This window comes from Micromonospora sp. KC207, assembly GCF_004348615.1.
Lineage (GTDB): Bacteria > Actinomycetota > Actinomycetes > Mycobacteriales > Micromonosporaceae > Micromonospora.
The window spans coordinates 1-16,725 of sequence record NZ_SMKJ01000146.1 but is presented as its reverse complement, the minus strand read 5'-3'; the positions used below and the strand labels follow the sequence as shown (position 1 = coordinate 16,725).

General features: G+C 66.8%; 14 protein-coding genes and 1 tRNA gene. 2 read left to right on the top strand and 13 right to left on the bottom strand.

What is annotated here, in order from left to right:
• Positions 1 to 781, top strand: a 781-nt coding sequence (locus E1258_RS33465; RefSeq protein ID WP_165949833.1) for a hypothetical protein, incomplete at its 5' end; no start/stop codon positions are given.
• Between the two features lie 765 nt (positions 782 to 1,546).
• On the opposite strand, the gene E1258_RS18900 is transcribed toward E1258_RS33465, so the two are convergent.
• The 12 genes from E1258_RS18900 to E1258_RS18855 form a co-directional block, all read right to left on the bottom strand.
• Positions 1,547 to 2,140 (bottom strand): helix-turn-helix domain-containing protein, encoded by a 594-nt coding sequence (locus E1258_RS18900; RefSeq protein ID WP_371688641.1) that lies wholly within the window; start codon positions 2,138 to 2,140, stop codon positions 1,547 to 1,549.
• Positions 2,141 to 2,223: 83 nt separating this feature from the next.
• The gene (locus E1258_RS18895) at positions 2,224 to 2,706 is read right to left on the bottom strand and encodes a hypothetical protein (protein ID WP_132402954.1); all 483 of its coding nucleotides are present in this window, start codon (positions 2,704 to 2,706) and stop codon (positions 2,224 to 2,226) included.
• Between the two features lie 519 nt (positions 2,707 to 3,225).
• Positions 3,226 to 3,780: a class IV adenylate cyclase gene (gene cyaB, locus E1258_RS18890; protein ID WP_165949832.1), complete on the bottom strand. Its 555-nt coding sequence runs from the start codon at positions 3,778 to 3,780 to the stop codon at positions 3,226 to 3,228.
• 13 nt (positions 3,781 to 3,793) lie between these two features.
• Positions 3,794 to 4,831: an aldo/keto reductase gene (locus E1258_RS18885; RefSeq protein WP_207919619.1), complete on the bottom strand. Its 1,038-nt coding sequence runs from the start codon at positions 4,829 to 4,831 to the stop codon at positions 3,794 to 3,796.
• A 21-nt stretch (positions 4,832 to 4,852) separates the two neighbouring features.
• Entirely contained in the window at positions 4,853 to 6,991 is a 2,139-nt protein-coding gene (locus tag E1258_RS18880) for a radical SAM protein (RefSeq protein WP_243715546.1), read from the bottom strand.
• 237 nt (positions 6,992 to 7,228) lie between these two features.
• Positions 7,229 to 7,381 carry a hypothetical protein gene (locus tag E1258_RS34955; protein WP_243715545.1) on the bottom strand — a complete coding sequence of 51 codons (153 nt, stop codon included), beginning with the start codon at positions 7,379 to 7,381 and terminating at the stop codon, positions 7,229 to 7,231.
• A gap of 565 nt (positions 7,382 to 7,946) precedes the next feature.
• On the bottom strand, positions 7,947 to 8,096 hold the full coding sequence (locus E1258_RS33460; protein WP_165949831.1) for a hypothetical protein: 150 nt from the start codon (positions 8,094 to 8,096) through the stop codon (positions 7,947 to 7,949).
• Positions 8,097 to 8,490: 394 nt separating this feature from the next.
• A complete protein-coding gene (locus E1258_RS18870; protein ID WP_132402946.1) occupies positions 8,491 to 9,375 on the bottom strand; it encodes a phosphotransferase in 885 nt (294 codons plus the stop codon).
• Between the two features lie 7 nt (positions 9,376 to 9,382).
• Entirely contained in the window at positions 9,383 to 10,750 is a 1,368-nt protein-coding gene (locus tag E1258_RS18865; RefSeq protein WP_132402943.1) for a hypothetical protein, read from the bottom strand.
• 387 nt (positions 10,751 to 11,137) lie between these two features.
• Positions 11,138 to 11,238, bottom strand: a tRNA-Ser gene (locus tag E1258_RS33455).
• A gap of 319 nt (positions 11,239 to 11,557) precedes the next feature.
• Positions 11,558 to 12,106, bottom strand: a complete 549-nt coding sequence (locus E1258_RS18860) for a hypothetical protein (RefSeq protein ID WP_132402940.1) — start codon at positions 12,104 to 12,106, stop codon at positions 11,558 to 11,560.
• Complete coding sequence (locus tag E1258_RS18855; protein WP_243715543.1) at positions 12,103 to 13,347, bottom strand: helix-turn-helix domain-containing protein; 1,245 nt, start codon at positions 13,345 to 13,347, stop codon at positions 12,103 to 12,105. Before E1258_RS18855 ends, E1258_RS18860 begins: the two co-directional genes overlap by 4 nt.
• On the opposite strand from E1258_RS18855, the gene E1258_RS18850 reads away from it, so the two are divergent.
• On the top strand, positions 13,333 to 13,761 hold the full coding sequence (locus tag E1258_RS18850; protein WP_132402937.1) for a hypothetical protein: 429 nt from the start codon (positions 13,333 to 13,335) through the stop codon (positions 13,759 to 13,761). The two genes, E1258_RS18855 and E1258_RS18850, sit on opposite strands and share 15 nt — an antisense overlap.
• Here the strand turns inward: E1258_RS18850 and E1258_RS18845 are convergent.
• The gene (locus tag E1258_RS18845) at positions 13,723 to 16,194 is read right to left on the bottom strand and encodes a UvrD-helicase domain-containing protein (protein ID WP_132402934.1); all 2,472 of its coding nucleotides are present in this window, start codon (positions 16,192 to 16,194) and stop codon (positions 13,723 to 13,725) included. The genes E1258_RS18850 and E1258_RS18845 overlap by 39 nt on opposite strands.
• Positions 16,195 to 16,725: the final 531 nt, after the last annotated feature.

The following is a 16,725-nucleotide window of genomic DNA, read 5'->3' as shown; positions in this document are numbered from 1 at the left end:
GGGCCATCTCGGCAACTCGGTGACGTTGAATTTCGAAAATACCGCCATCATCCAAATGTTCATCGGCAGTGACCATCAGAGTCATATGGATGGGAGCTTCAGGTTTACCGGCGCCATGCCCGCCACGGTTCTGCAGACAATCGCACTGTACCGAAGCCTGCAGGACAGCGCCTCGATCGAGTTCGAGTTTGACGGACAACGTCTCGGCACATTCAGTCGCGACGCCCCATTCGCACCCGACGATAAGGAACGCCGCCTGCTTCGAATCACAGAGATGCTGGCAGATGACCTGGACGTCGTCCAACGCCACTGCCGAGCATACTTCCCTATCCCAGACAAGATCTCCGCCGCAGATCGCATAGATCTCAGGATCGCCCGGCTACTCATCGAGGGGCATTGCGTGGTGGTGCGCACGATGGACAGCTATACGACAACTCTGAACGGAACGGTAGACGATACCCTTCGGCGCCTACTCAACCGGGAGACCTCGACTATACGGATCACCGCCGATGTCCAGATGGAGATTCTCGGCATACGCCTAGACCTTGGGACTATCACATACTTCCATACACAGATCGAGATCGCCGATCGGTTGGGTATACTGGCCGAACTTGAAGCGGGTCGCGGAGCAGGAAAGACCATGAAGATTCGGCCAGCAGATGGTGAGCCCTTTCGAGCTTTTATGCCTGGCCAACGGATCGGCCGGGACGATGAGCCGCTCGAAACCACGGGCTGGGGGTTTCCGGGGCTCGACGGTCCCCGGAAACGGCTTGTCCAGTAGACTCGTACAGCTGTCTGCCCAGACTGGGGGTAGGACAAGAGAACCCGCAACCCGTAGTGGCATATTTCTTCCAATTGCGATCGACGCCCTCACTGATCTGCCGCTGTCCGCTCGGGACAGGCTTCAGATACCCCAATTCAGATACCCCAATAAGGAATCGCTATCGTGCTCGGTTCCAAAGCGGTGACGCCGCCGACGCGTCCAGGACTGCCCGCTCGAGTGTCACTGCAGCTCGCCGGTCCTCCGTCACAGCCCAGCTGATATGCAGGTCAGCCCAGCGCAAGGCGTCTTGCGCCCAAGCCGCCGCGCGCTTGGGCTGGCCGCCGACGAGTTGCTCAAGATGCTCCTGCACGAATGTGACATCGGCAAGGGCCCGATCCAGGACGGCTTCCCCCAGCCCACTGACCGCTACCTTCCCACGGCGGTACACCGTAAGCCGTCCTCGAAGTCCTTGGCCACGACGCTCGCCGGCCATGCCCACGTAGACGACATCGCCTGCTGCCCCTTGCCGAGCGAGGTACACGCCCGGGAGACGCGGCGCCGAGACAGCAGCATCGTGGAAGGGTAGCCACGGCGACCACTTTGCAAGGGCTGCGACTACGTCATTGGCAAACACCGGACCAGCATGCCCGCAAGTGCGAACAAGACGAACCTCTGCAGGTAACGCGTTCTCGTGCCGCCGATCGGGCCTGTCGGGGGAAAGCCTTGCCGTATCACGCGGCGTGGCGCTCGTGCCGTGCAGCCTTCACCGCTTGTCCGGCAGGCTTACGCGTGGCGGTCCGGGGTGTCGAGGATCAGCAGGAACCGGGCTTTGACGCTGTTGTCGGCGAGCGTGAGCGTCTCGTCCAGGGCGGCTTGTGTGGCCATCGTCGGTGGCGGTGTGGACGTGTGGTGGTGTTCCCAGCCGGAAACCGTCTCGGGTGCCACCCCGAGGTGGCGGGCGAAGTCGTGGACGGTCATCCGGAGCGCCTCACGGAGCGCACGGGTTTCCTGTCCGGTCCACCGGCCGACGACCACACTCCCACACCCGCAGTCACCCGTCGCCGCGTGAGTGGTCTGGGTGGCGGTTCGGCCAGCGCGCCGCTGGCGTTCCTCGTCCCGCACCTGCGCCCGCTGGGCGTGGAAGTCCCGTACCAGCGCGGCCATCTGGTCGAAGCCGGCCAGCAACGCCCCTCGTGCGTCGACCGCCCGGTCGGCATCCTGCCAGAACCGGCGAACGCTCGTGTCCCGGCCGATCTCAGCGTTGGCGACCGAACTACGGAAGTAACAGATACTCGTGGCCAGCTGCAGCTGCGTCAGCCCCCGCTCGACACGCCACGCGGCCAACCGCCGACCAAGGTCCCTACGCGCCTCGGCCACTTGCTGCTGACTAATCAGCCCCGGCAAGCGCAGACCCGACGAACTCCGGCCGTCCACGGCCAACTGCGTCACCCGCACATTCGTCACCGGCACCGCCGATTCGGAAGCCGACACACCTGGCCAGGGCCAGCCGCAGTTGCCGGAATACCGAGTACAGGCGCGAGGCAGTCCCTCACCACATCCGACGGTTCGATCATCACTTCGACCGGCCCCGCGAGGACCGCGACAGCGCCGGTCATGTCGTCGCGAGAGACCAGCACCGTGACCGTCTCGGCGTAGATGCTCACGGTCACCCGCACCGCCGCTCGGGCCATCATGGCCGGACCCTCCGCCGCCGCTACCGATACCGGGCGGCCCGGGTCGGCACCGGAAGCCGGTAATCTCCTGCCACTTGGTCTGGATTCGTCCGGGCGAACCTCAGGGTCCTGGGCGTGTCCCTGCATGATGAAGAACCCGGGATCGGCGTTGGTCGTCTTACCGAGGATCTCCCACCACGCCGTGCGGTACGGCTCGAACGGCCACCGGTGCTCCCCACGCCCGAGCCGGCCAACGTAGCGGGCACCCACGGCACGACAGCACCCCGCAGGCGCGTGGGCGTGGGCGTTGACCGCGTCGGCCAACTCCTGCCGGGACACCGGCCGCCCCGACCCCGACGAAGACCGCAGCGCCAGCCGCCCCCCGCGAAGCAAGTTGTCAGGCCCCGGTTGATAGGCCACGAAGTCCTCTCCCAACTTCAATTCGCCTGCCGCCTCCATGAGCAACCCGCAGAGCACGCGAACGGCACGGTCAGGCGCAGGACGAGGGGATCTGCCCCACGCGACAGCCACCGATCGGCGTGTCAGCGGGCTACGCCTGTTCCTGACTGCTCAGCCGGCGGGTTCCGGACACGCACGGCCGTCAACCGAAGCCGTCGCCCGAGCAGGGACACGTTCGCCACGGCGCACGTTCCGGCCGGCACGCTGCTCGAAGCTCCCGCCGCAGGAGGGTGAGGCTTCAGGCGCGGACCCGTCGGTGCGCCTGATGGTCACGGGACAGCGGAACCCGCGAGTGCCACCGTCCGAGGGCACCCGATGATCGGCGAAGGTTCAGTGGTCGCGGCCGAGAAGGATGTGCGGATACCCCTTGTTGACCTGCTCACCGAGGGCGACGTCGAGGGAGGCGATGAACTCGTCCAGGCGTTGGGTGGCATCGCCGACGTCGGTGGCCTCCCCCTTGAACTCGAACTCGACGAAGTCACCAGCGTCCACCACGTGATCGAAAACGACCTCGACGTCGGAGAGAGCCCACGCCTGACGGGTCTTGTCGACCGTCACCAGGGGCCGAAAGTCGAGAGCCGCCAGCAGCAGGCGAACCGCCTCGACGTCCCCGACAGGACTCTCGTACTCGTCAGCGTGAGTCTTGACGACGGCGTCTACCGGGTGCCAACGCTTGAAGTTGATCGATGCTCGGTGGTCTTCGGTGCGGACGCGTAGCCACTCGGAGATCGTGTCGGGAGCGAGGAAGTCCCGGTGCGGCGCGTTGTAGTAGGCGTCGACCTGCCGGGTCGGCTCGGCGGGCTTCGCACCAAGCTCGGCGAGCCTGGCCTTGAGTGCCTCGGCGTCGGGCAGGCTGTACTTCTTCTCGACCTCGATGTAGCGCACGGTGTAGTTCCTATCAGTTGGTGTGTGGGCCGGCGTGGAGCACAGCCCGGATCTGGGTGATGTCGTCGGCGTGGAGTGGGTGGTCGAGGCTGGCGATGATGGTGTCGATCTGGCTCTCATTGCGAAAGCCGACGAGTACGGCGGCATCGGGAGCGTGGTGCAGGGCGTACTGCACGCAGAGGCGCGCCATGGCGGCAGGAGTGTGCCCGTACAGGGCGCGGAGGGGTGCGAGTCGGGCGTGTAGCTGCCGGCGGTTTTCTGGGGTGAAGGCCGGGTCGGTGCTGCGGTGGTCACCGACGCTGTACCGCCGCTGATCGACACTTGTCTCGGTACGTAGGAGGAGGCCCTGCCCGAGGACCTGTTTGATCAGGACGCCGACACCCCTGCGGTGAGCGAAGCGGAAGATGTCCGTTTCGTTGTCGGCGTAAAGCGGACTGACCAGGTTGTAGCGGGTGGTGAGCACGTCGGGGCGTACCTGGTCAAACAGGTGCAGCCAGCGGCGCGTTTCGGCTGCCTCCGGCCGGTCGGTAGCGGCCCGCTCTTCGGCGAACCGGTGTGGTGCGCGCATGCCGACCGCCCGGATGATTCCCTCGTTTCGCCAGGTCCGCATCAAGTTGACGGCCTCCGGCAGGTACCGGTCGTGCGGGCCAAAGTCGGTGCTGTGCAGAAAGTAGATGTCGAGGTGATCGGTGCCGAGGTTGTTTAGGGTGGTGGCGAGCTGGGCGCGCATCTGCAGGGGGTGGTAGGCGTGGCGAGCGGTGCCGGTGAAATAGCCGACCTTGCTGGAGATGGTCAAATTGTGGCGTGCGGTGACTCGGATGAGTTTGCCGAGCAGGCGTTCGGAGTGGCCGAGGCCGTAGACGTCCGCGGTGTCATAGAGCGTGACGCCACGTTCGAAGGCGCGCTCGAGCCCGGCGAAGGCAGCGTCGAGATCGACGCCGTCCCAGCCGATCGGGGTGCCCCGGTTGGTGGCTGGGCCGCCGATGGTCCAGCAGCCGGCCCCGATAGCGGAGACCTGCGCGTTGAGGCCGGCGAGGTGGCGGTGTGGCATGGAAATCATGGATCGGTCCGTTCAGATGCCGCACGGGTCGGCTGCGTTGATCAGCTGCCAGCCGCGGGTGGCGGTCCATCGGTGGTGTTCGTGCCGAAGGATGTCCCTGCGGTCGGCTGGCAGGGCCGCACTGACCGTGGTGACGACCGGCTCCAGGTCGGTGCGCAGCTGGGTCAGGAGTACGTCGGCCGCCGCCTGGCATCGCACGTCGAGATCGTGGTGGTCCGTTGCGGTCGGACCGGTGCGGTCGAGTTCGTCGAGCATCGAGCCGAGGAGCTGGTAGGCGGCGTTCTTCAGCAGCCGGCGCAGGTGGCGGACCATGGCGTAGGGCTGACCCGTGAGGATCTTCTCCAGGGACTTGAGGGTGTAGTCCAGGGCGAAGTTCCGGTCGATCCACAGCTGGGAGCGGTGGGCGAGCACGCCGATGCGCCCGTCGGCGTAGCGGGCCTCGACTCGTCCCATCGACGGGTCCGCCGCTCCGGTGAGTCTGGCCGCTTCGGCGCGGCGGGTGTAGGCGGCGCCGATCAGGCATTCCATGCCAACGAGCATGTAGCTGATGCCGGTGTAGAAGGGGCGGCCGGTGGTGTGGGCGGCGACCCACCGCTCGTCACGAACGCCGTCGATGATCTCGGCGACGCTCAGGTCGAGCTGTGGCCGCAGCAGCAGGTCGGTCCGGCCCTGGAAGGCGTACGTCTGCCGTAGCTCGGCTGCGGTCATCAGCTGGTCGAAGGTGATGTAGGTGAATCGTGGTGGCACCCCCAGCGCGGTGAGAGTGCGGATGGCCAGGGCGTTCTGCTCGCCGGTGGTCTCCTTGTTGAAGCGCTCCAGGATCGAGGTCACCCCGGACTCCACCCCGAACAGGCACCGGCGCAGGTTCCGGTCGACCAGACCGCGCCACAGGTGGCCGCGTTCGAGGTGCCAGGTGCGATCCCGGTCGGGACGGGCCACCTGATCGACCCGGCAACTCGTCTCCCAGGTGAACCCCGCCTGGGCGAGCGTGTCCGCTACCTGTAGAGCCCTGGTGGCCGCGTCGTCACCGCGTCCGATGAACTCCTCGTCGACCAGATAGATCGTCTTGTTCAGGTTCGGGTGCCGGTCGAACACCGCCCTCATTTGGCGCAGGAGCCAGGGCAGCGCATCGGGCTGCGCCCCGGACCACTGCCCCTTGTGTCCCCGCGGGCAGAAGGAGCAGTAGTTGGTGCAGCCTCGCGACGACTCCAGCTGCGCCACGCCGCCGTGCGCGAAGGTGTGATCGAGTAGATCGAGTTCCGGCCACATGTCGGTCTGCGACCGGTTCGCCACAGTCGCGGTCCGGCGGGAACGGCTGATCGGCATCAGGAGGCGGGCCTGCGAGGTGCCCCGGAAACCGATACCCCGGATCTGCCCGATTTGAAGGTCACCGTGCCAATGGGCCAGTACGTCGGTGATCGTCGGTTCCCCCGCGCCCCGGCAGATGAGCAGGTTCGGATAGCGGTCCAGCAGGATCCGCTCGTTGCGGGCGGTCAGCGAGCCGCCGGCGACCACCAGCGGCGGCCGGTCGAGCGAAGCAACGGCATCCAGCAGTCTGGTGGCCAGGTCATGCTGGCCGAAGGTCACCGACACACCGAGTATCTCCACACCCTCGCGGACCCGGGCGACGATGTCGTCCAATCCGGTGCCGAGCTGCATGTCCATCAGCTCGACCTGCCCGATCAGGGTGGACCGCGCTGCCCGGGCCAGGTCGGAAATCGCCAGCGGGAACCGAGGAAGTGGGAAGTGCTCCGGGTGGTACAGCGACGCGAGCAACAGCCGTGGTCGCAGCAACCGCTGCTGTCCCTCTGCGGTGATCCGTGCGGTGGACAGCCAGCTGTCCTGGTCGGCAACCTGCAGGTGGCCGACGGTCCAGTTGGGCCACACACGGCTGCGATGTGGCTGCCCGGAGAGGTCTGCTGCCGTCCACGATCCTGACGGTTGCAGGATGAGAGCCAGCCGACGATCGAGCGTTCCGGTCACCACCACCGTTCTCTCCTCGCCGACCGCCGAGGTCAGCGCGGCACGCACGGCATTCGGATCCTCCAACGGCACCTCCGTCAACGGCCCGCCACGTGGGGGTATCGAGCCGGTGGCGTGCGCGTACGCGTACAGCAGCCGATCGTGGGCGGACGGGGGCAAGTCACGCATCGAACACCTCCGTGACGAGCAGAGCTTTGCGGGTGTGGGCGTGTGCCACCGCCCGCGCGAGACAGCAACGGGAAGAAGGGCTACGAGATGTGAGGACAGAACCGGAGACGGTCTGCTCAGTGCGAGATGGCAGAAACGAGGCCAGACAGCGCCGAGCGAACCCATCAGGCGCACTGGATCGACGTCGTCTAGTTCGAAGAACGTAGAGGGGTTCGGCGATGAGGACCGTTGGTCTTACTAACGGTGCGCTTGCTCAACCGGCACCTCCGGACGTCTTATCCAGGCGATCATGCGGACGTGCCAGGCGGCAAGGTCGATGCACAGCCCAAGCCGGTACGCGTCCTGGACGGCCTCGTTGAGCATCACGACGAGGTAGAGCGCCAGGGACACCCGGCATCCTTCGTACTCGCGCAGCAAGCGGAGCCGGGCCGGCGAGCAGGGCCACTCGGCACCGCAGGCTCGGCACCGCCACAACGGACGCATCGGCAGGTGCGGGCGGGGCGGTTCGGCACGTGTCACCACCGACCGCCCCGCCCGCGCCACTCCTGCGCCAACGTCGGACAGCCGGCCCGGCCCACCCTCGACGAGTCGGGAGTGGCGTCCTCCGCCAACCGATGATCATCCTCGGCCCCTGTGGCAACCGGTCCCATCGCCCAGGCCGGCGACGCGGATCCTGTTGCCGACCGGTGAGCTGCCCGCACACCGCCCTCACCTCGGCTGGGACGGGCACCCAGCGGGGTCGCGTGAGGGGTGCAGTGGCGGCGATGCCGGCCGTTTGATCGCCCGGCCCCACCGGGTGCGATCGCTTCGCGCCCGAGCAGAAAGCGCCAGCCCCGGCGCAGCATCTGGGACGCCGTTGACCGACCCTGCATCCGCCACCGTGAGTTGAGCGGATCCGGGGCCGGCATCGGAAACCGACCATCGGGCTGGACGGTGTGGGATGAGACGTACAAGGTCATGACCAGTTCTCCAGGAACCCGGCCGCAGTTGTGGTGGCCGAGGGCGGTGGCAGCGTGTGGATGGCGGGCTCGCGCACCTGGACGACGATGCCGGTGCCGCCCGGAGCAGCAGGGCCAGCCTTGAGCCAGGTCGTAGCACCGGTCACGGGGCCTCCCCCGGCTCCCGGGTCCTGCGTTCTTCGCGGATTCCTGCTGGAGGTTGCTCTGCGTGCAGGCATGCTCCTACCCCTGTTCCGACAGGCACCGAGAGGGTGGCACGGTGTCGCGACTCTGGGAGCACGTCCGCCCCCGTGCCGCACCCACCTCGGGCCGGTACGTCGACCGGTGTTGACTCCGGTCGGGACACGGGCGGCTCGGTCTGGCTATCCAGGTTTCAGGACTTCGCCCGAACCGTTCCGCCTACGCGTTTCCTGGGGTCCACGATCGCTTCGTCGCGGGCGGGAAGATAGACCCAGCGTGGCAGGTCACGGTGGACCTCATCGTGTCTGAGCGCAACCGCCCGCGATTCGGCGAACGGCGAGAGTATTCGGCGGGCTGCGTTCAGAGAATCTGCCACCGACGGATCTCTGCGCCGTCGTCGATAAGGCCCGCGATCCGATGACGCACCTCCTCGGCGGCATCGGTCCCGGGACGGGACTTGCGGGCGTTGGTCGCGATCATCTGCAGTTCGCGGAGCTGGCACAGCTCGTCGAATCGGGGCCAGGAGGTGGCATCCCAGCCGTAGGCGGCGGTGAAGTCGGCGAAGGCCGCCCAGCCGGGAGGGTCGAACCGGCGGCAGTGAACAGCGACTGTCGCGATGTCCCACTCCCGGGGCCCGAGGACAGCACCGTCCCAGTCAGCCAGCACGGGCGTGCCATCGAAGCGCCGAAGCGCGTTGCGGATCTGCGGGTCGGACTGGATGAGGCTCGGACGGTGGGGAAACCGCATCGCCTCCCAGCCAGCCGCTAGCACCTCGAGCCGGTCCATCAGCAGATCCTGCTCCTTGCCGTTCAGGATCTCCGAGCGGGCGACGGACCGGGCGATGCCGTTGATTGGTTGCAGGATCGGCAGCGGTATCGGCGGGGCGGGCAGGGTATGCAGGTCACGGAGAAGTGTTCCGAGTTCGGTGACGGTGATCGGGCGGTGGTCGGCGGGGTCCAGTCGCTGCCAGACCGTGACGGCGTGACCGCTCACCCGCAACGGCTGTGCCAGGCCCGGATGCAACTCCACCGTGGGAAACCGTCGAGCGGCCAGCCAGTCCACCACGGCTACCACCGCCCGCACCCGTTCGATGCCAAGGTCACCGGGGGCGATCTTGATCACCACGTCACGGACGGCGTAGACGGCGTTGGTGTGGTGCCGGAGCAGGGTCGCCTCCGATTCTGGGTAACCCAGACGACGACACACCTCGGCGAGCACCGGTCGGGTGCGCGCCTCGACGAACATGGGGCTCCTAGGGACCGAGTGCAGCGGCTGCGCTCCCCAGCCTACGGGCGCGCTCGCGGCACACCTGCACGTAGTCCGTCAACGCGGCCACCTCACCGCGCCGGTTGCTACCAGGGATCGCCGACACCACATCGGTTGCCCTGGTCAGGATGATCTCCGTCCGCTGTATCTCGGGCAGGTCCGCGACGGCCTCGCGTGCCGTCGCTGCCGCTTCGGCCGCCCGCCGGTCATGGGCAAGACACATCGACCTGTCCAGGGCGATGAGCGCCGCGTCGATCGGTACCGCTGGAGCCGCCCCGTACAGCCGCAACGCCTCGTCTTGGACCCGGTACGCCTCCGTCGTGTCGCCGAGCCACGTGTACGTCCCGGAGAGGTACAGCAGCAGCCGCTTCGCCGGAAACCTGAACGCCACGTCGGTGTCCTCGTCGCCGGCCTGGTCGAACATCCGGCGTGCCTGGTCGATGGCCGCCCGCGCCTGCCCGGTGGCACCGACCCGGGCCAGAGCCCGAGCCCGGCCCGCCGCCGCCAAGGCACCTGACGGTAAGGCTGTCGAGGTCACCGCCAGTGCCTCCTCAGCGACAGCGACGGTCTGACGCGGATCTCCGAAGTAGTAGGGCAGCATCGCCGCCTGGGCCCGCACCAGCACCCTCAACCACGCCTGTCCACTGTCGTCCGCCGCATGGATCGCCGTGCGGTACCACCGTCGTGCCTCGCCCACATCCCCCAGTCGCATCAGCGCATCGGCACACATCGTCGCCAACAGCGCCGCCACCCCCGACAATCGGGCCTGGACCACCGCCGGCTGACGCCGACGCGAAAGGACCTGAACCTCCCGGCAGTCAGCGGCCAACAGCGACAACATCACCTGGGGCGAAGCAGACGGGTACATCCGCATGTGCTCGCCGGCCGACTCCTCGATCAGATCCAGATGCCGCGGAGAGACGCTAGCCGATGCCAAGGCCTCGTCCAGTTCCAGCCGGAGCCGAGCAAGGCTGCTCACCTCGACGCTTGTTCCCTCACCCGCCAACGGCCGCTCCGCCCCGACGTTCGCACCAGTCGCGTGGCTGCGATCCTGCACCGCGTCCGCGTCGTCGGTCCGGCCGAGCCCCATCGCCGGACGCGGAATACTCAAGCCGACCGCGATCCGTTCCAGGACCTCGTAGGCCGTGACCTGACGGATGCCCTTGGCGATCTCCGCGGCACGGTTTGGTGAAACGCCGACAAGCGCCGCGATCCTGCCATAGGACACACCGCGAGCATGGAGAAACCGGAAGGCGGCGGTCACGTCTCGCCGCTGCAGGAACTCGCCGATCGGCCGACCGTTCCAGACTCCCGAACTCCACCACTCGGGATCAACCTGCACGCCCACGACCACCCCGCCCGGACGACAAATCCATCGATCAGCAGCTCAGCGCATCAGCCCTGTGACGGCAAGTCAACATGCAGGCCGGCACCGACGAACATCCACCACAGGATTGAGGCACGCCGCCCCGCCCGGAACCCCCACGGTGGGCCCTCACGGTGGCCAGGCCCCAGGCCCCAGGCGCGATCGCGTATGGGACACCACCAGGCGTGATCACCAGCACAAGACGAGCCGCGCCAAGGAGCCCGGACGACCGACAGCCTCCACGACAAGGCCACCAGTCCACCGGCAGCCGGAACGGTCCAACGGCTCCCGAGCACCCACCGAGACACCGCACCACCGACAGGAACACCAAAAGGCTCCGACACAGGGTGAAACCCCAGGTCAGAGCCTTTTCGGTGGTGCGCCGCCAGGGACTCGAACCCCGAACCCGCGGATTAAGAGATAGGTATCGATCGGGGTGCAGCGTCCAGTCCAGCCTTTTGTGTCCATCTGTTCGCGGTCAGGCCCCAGCCTAAGCTGGGCAGCGTCCCACCCAGTCCATCGAGCGCCGGCCCGTCCATTGCGCCGGAGCACCCAGGGAGCACCCTGCGAAACGCCGTACAGATAACGACCCGCCCGCCGGCCATCGGGGCGCGACCTGATGACCGGCGGGCCTTACTGTAGTGACATAAAAACCACTCAGATGGACGGAGCTGCTTTGGCCCACCAATCGACAGGCCGGGCGTAACTCACTATCCTGCCACGACAGTCGGTCGAGCCAACCCGACTCGACTCAGGCCAGTAGACTCGCCAAAGATGCGTTCCCAAGACAAACCCTTATAGCAGGTGGTGTCTGCGGGCGTAGGCCGGGAAGTCTGCACCCGAGCAGGGTAGACGAGCACTCGTCGCCCTCAAGGCGTCGATGAGGTTGCCCGCACCCGCCTCGGTCTGCTTGCCAGTCTGACAAGCTGCAGCGAGAAGCCAGATCGTGCCATGGACCTCTGCTTGGTAGGCACGGGCAACCTTGGTGGCCTGCCGGTCGTCTGTGATTGCGATACCTCTCCGCAACTCAGCAGCAGCGAGGACGGATGCCTCACCGAGATTGCGCTCCTCGGCGCCAAGTCTTTTAACCCACGCTGCGAAGCATCGAATCTCGTCAAGCGTGTCCAACTGGGCTCGTTTTAGCCAGTCCACCTCACAGGCAGCCATTAGCTCTGGTCGGTTCGCAGCTCCCGACCGCAGCTCCTCCATCACCACCTGCGTCGTCCAGCAGTCAGCATCCATAAGCAGATCTTGCAAGACGTCTAACCGGTCAGCGAGGGTGAAATGAGACAAGAGCATCGTATCGAGTACAAGGACCGACCCCGGCAGCATCGACAGATTCACGGAGCGGTCTCCAGGTCATCCTCCTCAGGCAGGTCCGCATCAGTGATCTGGCCGTACATCAACTCAATCGCCCTAGCTCGAGTGATTCGGCTGGCCCGCCACGCCTCGATCACCGCATGTGCATAGCCCGGCGATACACGAACCGAGGCAAGATCGGGTTGAGGCACCCAGCCTAGAGCCTCCATGAACTCCGCCCGGGTGGGCCGTGGGAAGCTCCATTCCCGACGTGTCGCGGTATCAATCACCCCGGCCTGCTCAGCCTGCCGCAATGCCAGCACCCAAGAGGTGCGATATCGAGCGGCGTAGGTAATCAGCCGATCCCGACTCGCGCGCCCGCCACTCAAGGCGTCGGCCATCGCATTGACCGGCAGCAGCAACTCAGCGGCGAATGCATCGATCACCCCTTCGCGCTCCGCGCGAGACGTACTAACTCCTAGGTCACTGGAGTATTCGTCTCCAATAACCAGATGTCCAAGCTCATGTGCAGCGGTAGCTCGTCGACGGCCGGGGTCACCCTGCGTGCTTACAACCGCAACAGCCAACTCCCCCTCAGTTAGGGACGCACCATCGCCTGGCAGGTCAGTTACAAGCACCCACTGCCCCGTGCGCTCACAGAGCTCCATGATGCTACCGATTGGTTCATCGCCAAGATGAATTTGCTGCCGCAACCACTGCGCCGCTCGCCTCGCATCAGCCTCGGATGTCACCGTACTCGGGTATCGAAGTAGCGGACCAGTCTGTAAAGTGCCGATGTCTACCAGTTGCTGCACATTGCGCAGCCACCCAACCAGCGCGATCTCCAAGCGCTCAGAAGACCGTGCGGCCTCGGTGTCGGTCTCTTCGGTCAGCACCGCGGACCGTCGGGACAGCACCGCCGGCCGCGGCTCAATCAAGTACTCCATCGACACCTTGAGCGCACGGGACAATCGTGCCAACTCCACCCCATCGAGGCGCCTGCTACCAGCCTCAACCTTGGCAAGCATGGTTCGATCGAGCCCCACGCCATCGGCGAGGTCCTGCTGCGACATGCCTACTGACAGACGCGCCTGCCGCACCTGCTCGCCGATGCGGCGCCAGTCCTGCTGCTCCCCAGCCATAGTGCGATAATCGCACACATCGAGCCGGAATGGGTCAACACAGGGTTTCCAAATGCCGACCATGGCTCTAGATCTCAGCCTGCCATCAGAGGACAGCGCCGGTGATGGGCCGCGCTGGGCCAGGACGGGATGCTGCGCGAACACCTCGACCTCGCCGACGATCTCGATGCCCGTGACGTGCGCGGCTACGTGGCGATGCGCCGAATCGCCGACGCCGTCGGCGCGCGGATGTCGGTCGAGTACTGGAAGCCCGCCCCGTACTTCCTGAACTTCCTCGACGGCTACCAGCTCGGCGAGAAGGTCCGGAAGGCGCTCGACGGCAAGCCGGATCCCGTGGTGGCCGCGCTGCTGGCCACCACGCAGCTACTCGACGCCGACACGATCGACCGGCGGGACACCACCGGTGCCCTACCGCGCCCTTGCGGAACCCCGCTCATCCTCGTCGGTCACGGCCGTTACACGCTCGAGCGCCGGCCCGTCTATCGCACACCAGAGCACGCACGGCATGCGGCACATCGACTAGAAGCGAGCGCCAGGTTCCATCACAGACGCGAGTGAACTGGCGCCGCCGTCGGGCTGCGGGCTGGTGGCCCGGCGGTCGCCGCGCCATTGGCGGAGGTAATCCCGCAGCCGCCGGCGCAGGTCACCGACCGGTCCGGTGGCGCCGAGCCGGCGCAGGAATTCCGGCACGCTCCAGGTGACGAGGGCGCCCTGCCGGGACAGGTACAGGCCGACCCGGTCGATGCCGTACCGGTCGTCGTAGTCCAGCAACAGGTAGCTGGCGAGCTGGTAGATCTCGTCACGGCCCAGCCGGCGGGGTTGGATGGCCGCCTTGCAGTCCAGCAGCAGGCCGCCGAGGATGAAGTCGGCGTCCGCTCCGCCAATGTCCCGGCTGCCGAGGAACGTCGGACCGCAGACCCGGGCGATGGCGGGCAGTTCGAGGAACGGTCCGAACGACTCCTCGGCGATCGCCAACTGCCGGTTGACGTCCTCGATGGCGTAGTCGGGGACCGCCGTCAGGAGATCGTCGAGAGTGGTAGCCGGGGTGGCGCCGGTCAGCATGCTGTACCGCCGGATCTCACCGGTCCGGTAGATGTCCTCGTAGTAGGCAGCCACGAAGCACAGGCGGCCCAGGATCTCCCCGTCGAGACCGCCGTCGCCGTGCAAGTACGCGTCGACCATGGAAATCAGGTCGCGTCCGGCCCGGTGCAGGGCGTCCCGTACGGGTGGCGCGGGTGCGCCCCGGAGGGGCAGGTTGCTGCCGACGGCGTCGACGCCGATGTCGACCGGCGCGCCGAACGGACTACCCAGGCAGAGCCTGAACCGGAAGTCGATGGCGTGGCCGAGCGCCGACCAGTCGGGGTATTTCACGTCGATTGGCTGCACCGGGCGGGGCAGCTCGCAGATCCGCCGGAGGTAGTCCTGCACGACAGCCGCGCTGTAAGGCAGGTGCTGGGCCACGAACTGCGACATCGGGGAGTTCGGGTACTTCAGCTGGCGGGTCAGGCTCAGCTCGATCATCGGCCGCCCGGCCACCGTGCCGTCGCCGGCCGCCTCGGTGGCCTTCTCGTAGTCGTCGATCCAGGTGATCCCCGCCGGGTCGAGGTGGTGCCGGGCCCGGGTGACCGCCACGTAGATCAGGCGGGCCTCACTGGCCCGCAGCGGGCGCGGATTCCCGTCGTCGTCGACCGACGGTGCCGCGAAGCCGTCGCCGATCCGTACCCGCGACCACTCCCGGCCCTTGGCCTTGTGCGCGGTGGACACGGTGACCTTCGCGGTGCGCTCGTCGGCGAGACGGTCGACCGCGTCGATGATCACGTCCGGCCCGTACGTGTCGACCAGCGTCACGATCGCCTTGAGGTCCTGGCCGGCGGTGTCGTTCTCGGCGTACTCCTGCACATCGGACCAGGAGGTGAACAGGAACAGCTCCGGATGAGTGGTACGCCGACCGGACTTCAGAGCCTGGGCGGCCTGCGCGATGCTCCGCAGCGTGCCGCCGCCGCCCGTGAGCGCGACCGGTACGCCCCGCTCCAGGAAGCCGAGGACCTCCTGCATCGCGTCGGCGTTCCCCCGGCACAGCACGGCATCGATCTCCGCCGCCGAGCCGACGCGGGAGTCGGTAGCGCTGTTCCCGGTCAGTTGCAGATCCGACTCGGCGTGCCGGAGCCACCGGTTGGCCGTCCGGGCTATGCGTGGGCCGAAACGGAACGACTTCGTCAGGTACAGGTGATCCGCCGGGAAGCCGGTCATCACGTCCCGGGCGTTGCGCCAGGCGTAGATCTGCTGGGCCGGGTCGCCGACGCACACCCGCTGCGCGTCTTGGGCGAGGAAGACCTCCTCCAGTACCGGGTTGGTGTCCTGCGCCTCGTCGAGCAGGACGAAGTCCGCCGCCAGCGTGGGCTCGGTCAGCGCCCACATCTTTAGGTAGTGGTCGTGTTCGAAGCGCAGTTTGCCGTCCGGTGAGCAGATGTCGTCCCAGGCCCGGCACGCGTACGGCAGGAGCACGCGGGCGACGTGGTCCTGGGCCGCCGGGTCCAGCCCGTTGACCCGTTCCAGATGCCGGGCCATCAGCTGGCGGTCGGTGCTGTAGCAGAATTGACGGATCATGCCCATCACCAGGCGTGCCTGGTGTCCGCAGGTGATCGGACGGGAGCTGACCCACAGATTCTGGTGGATGCCCAACAGCCGCGCCGTCTCCTTCGAGGGTATGCGGGCCGACCGGTTCAGGCGTTCCTGGTAGTTCCGCCCGACGGCGCGGTGCGCCAACGAGTGCGCGGTACGGCAGTCGACGTTCGCCCCGAAGCGCTGCCTGGCCTCGTCGGCGATCGCCTTGTTGAACGCCACGTAGAGGCCGCGCTTCCTGGTGACCCCGGCCATCAGTACCAGCGTGGAGGTCTTACCGGTGCCGGCCCCGGCCACCAGGGCCAATTCCCTGCCCGCAAGGAACGTGTCCCGGGCAGCGAGCTGTTCCTCGGTTGGCTTGACGTCCATACGCCCCTTCCAGGACCGATTCCCATGCTCACACCGTCGTGATCCCATAAACCACCGAACGGGTCCGCCCGAGCCCGAAAGCTGCTCGCGGAAACCAGTGGAGCCTACTTCGGAAGCGAGCGCGATGTGATCACTCCCCTACCGCCACCCCGAGCGATCCGCAGTCTCATCAGGCACTCGGAGGGCCAAGAATCTCGACGGCGCTGCCGAGGACACGTGCCCTTCTCCGTCCCCGTGTCAGCAGGGGCGGTCTTCGTGGTCCATGTGCTCCGCCAACCAGCGGACTTTGCGCGTTCAACCCCGGACGACCCACCTGTACCAGCCGCTTCGATGCCTACAGTCCGCACAGATTTCCCAGAACAGACCCGCTCCCACACGTCTCACCCGGTCCAGGCAGTCCCGCAGATTAAGAGATTGATCTTGGTCGAGTCATTTAATCCATGTCGGTCGCTGAAGTCCAGCTTTTCGTGTTCGTGGCCCTGCTTCCTCAAGACGGTGTCCCACTCAGTCCGTCCGTTGCGAGCCTGTCCC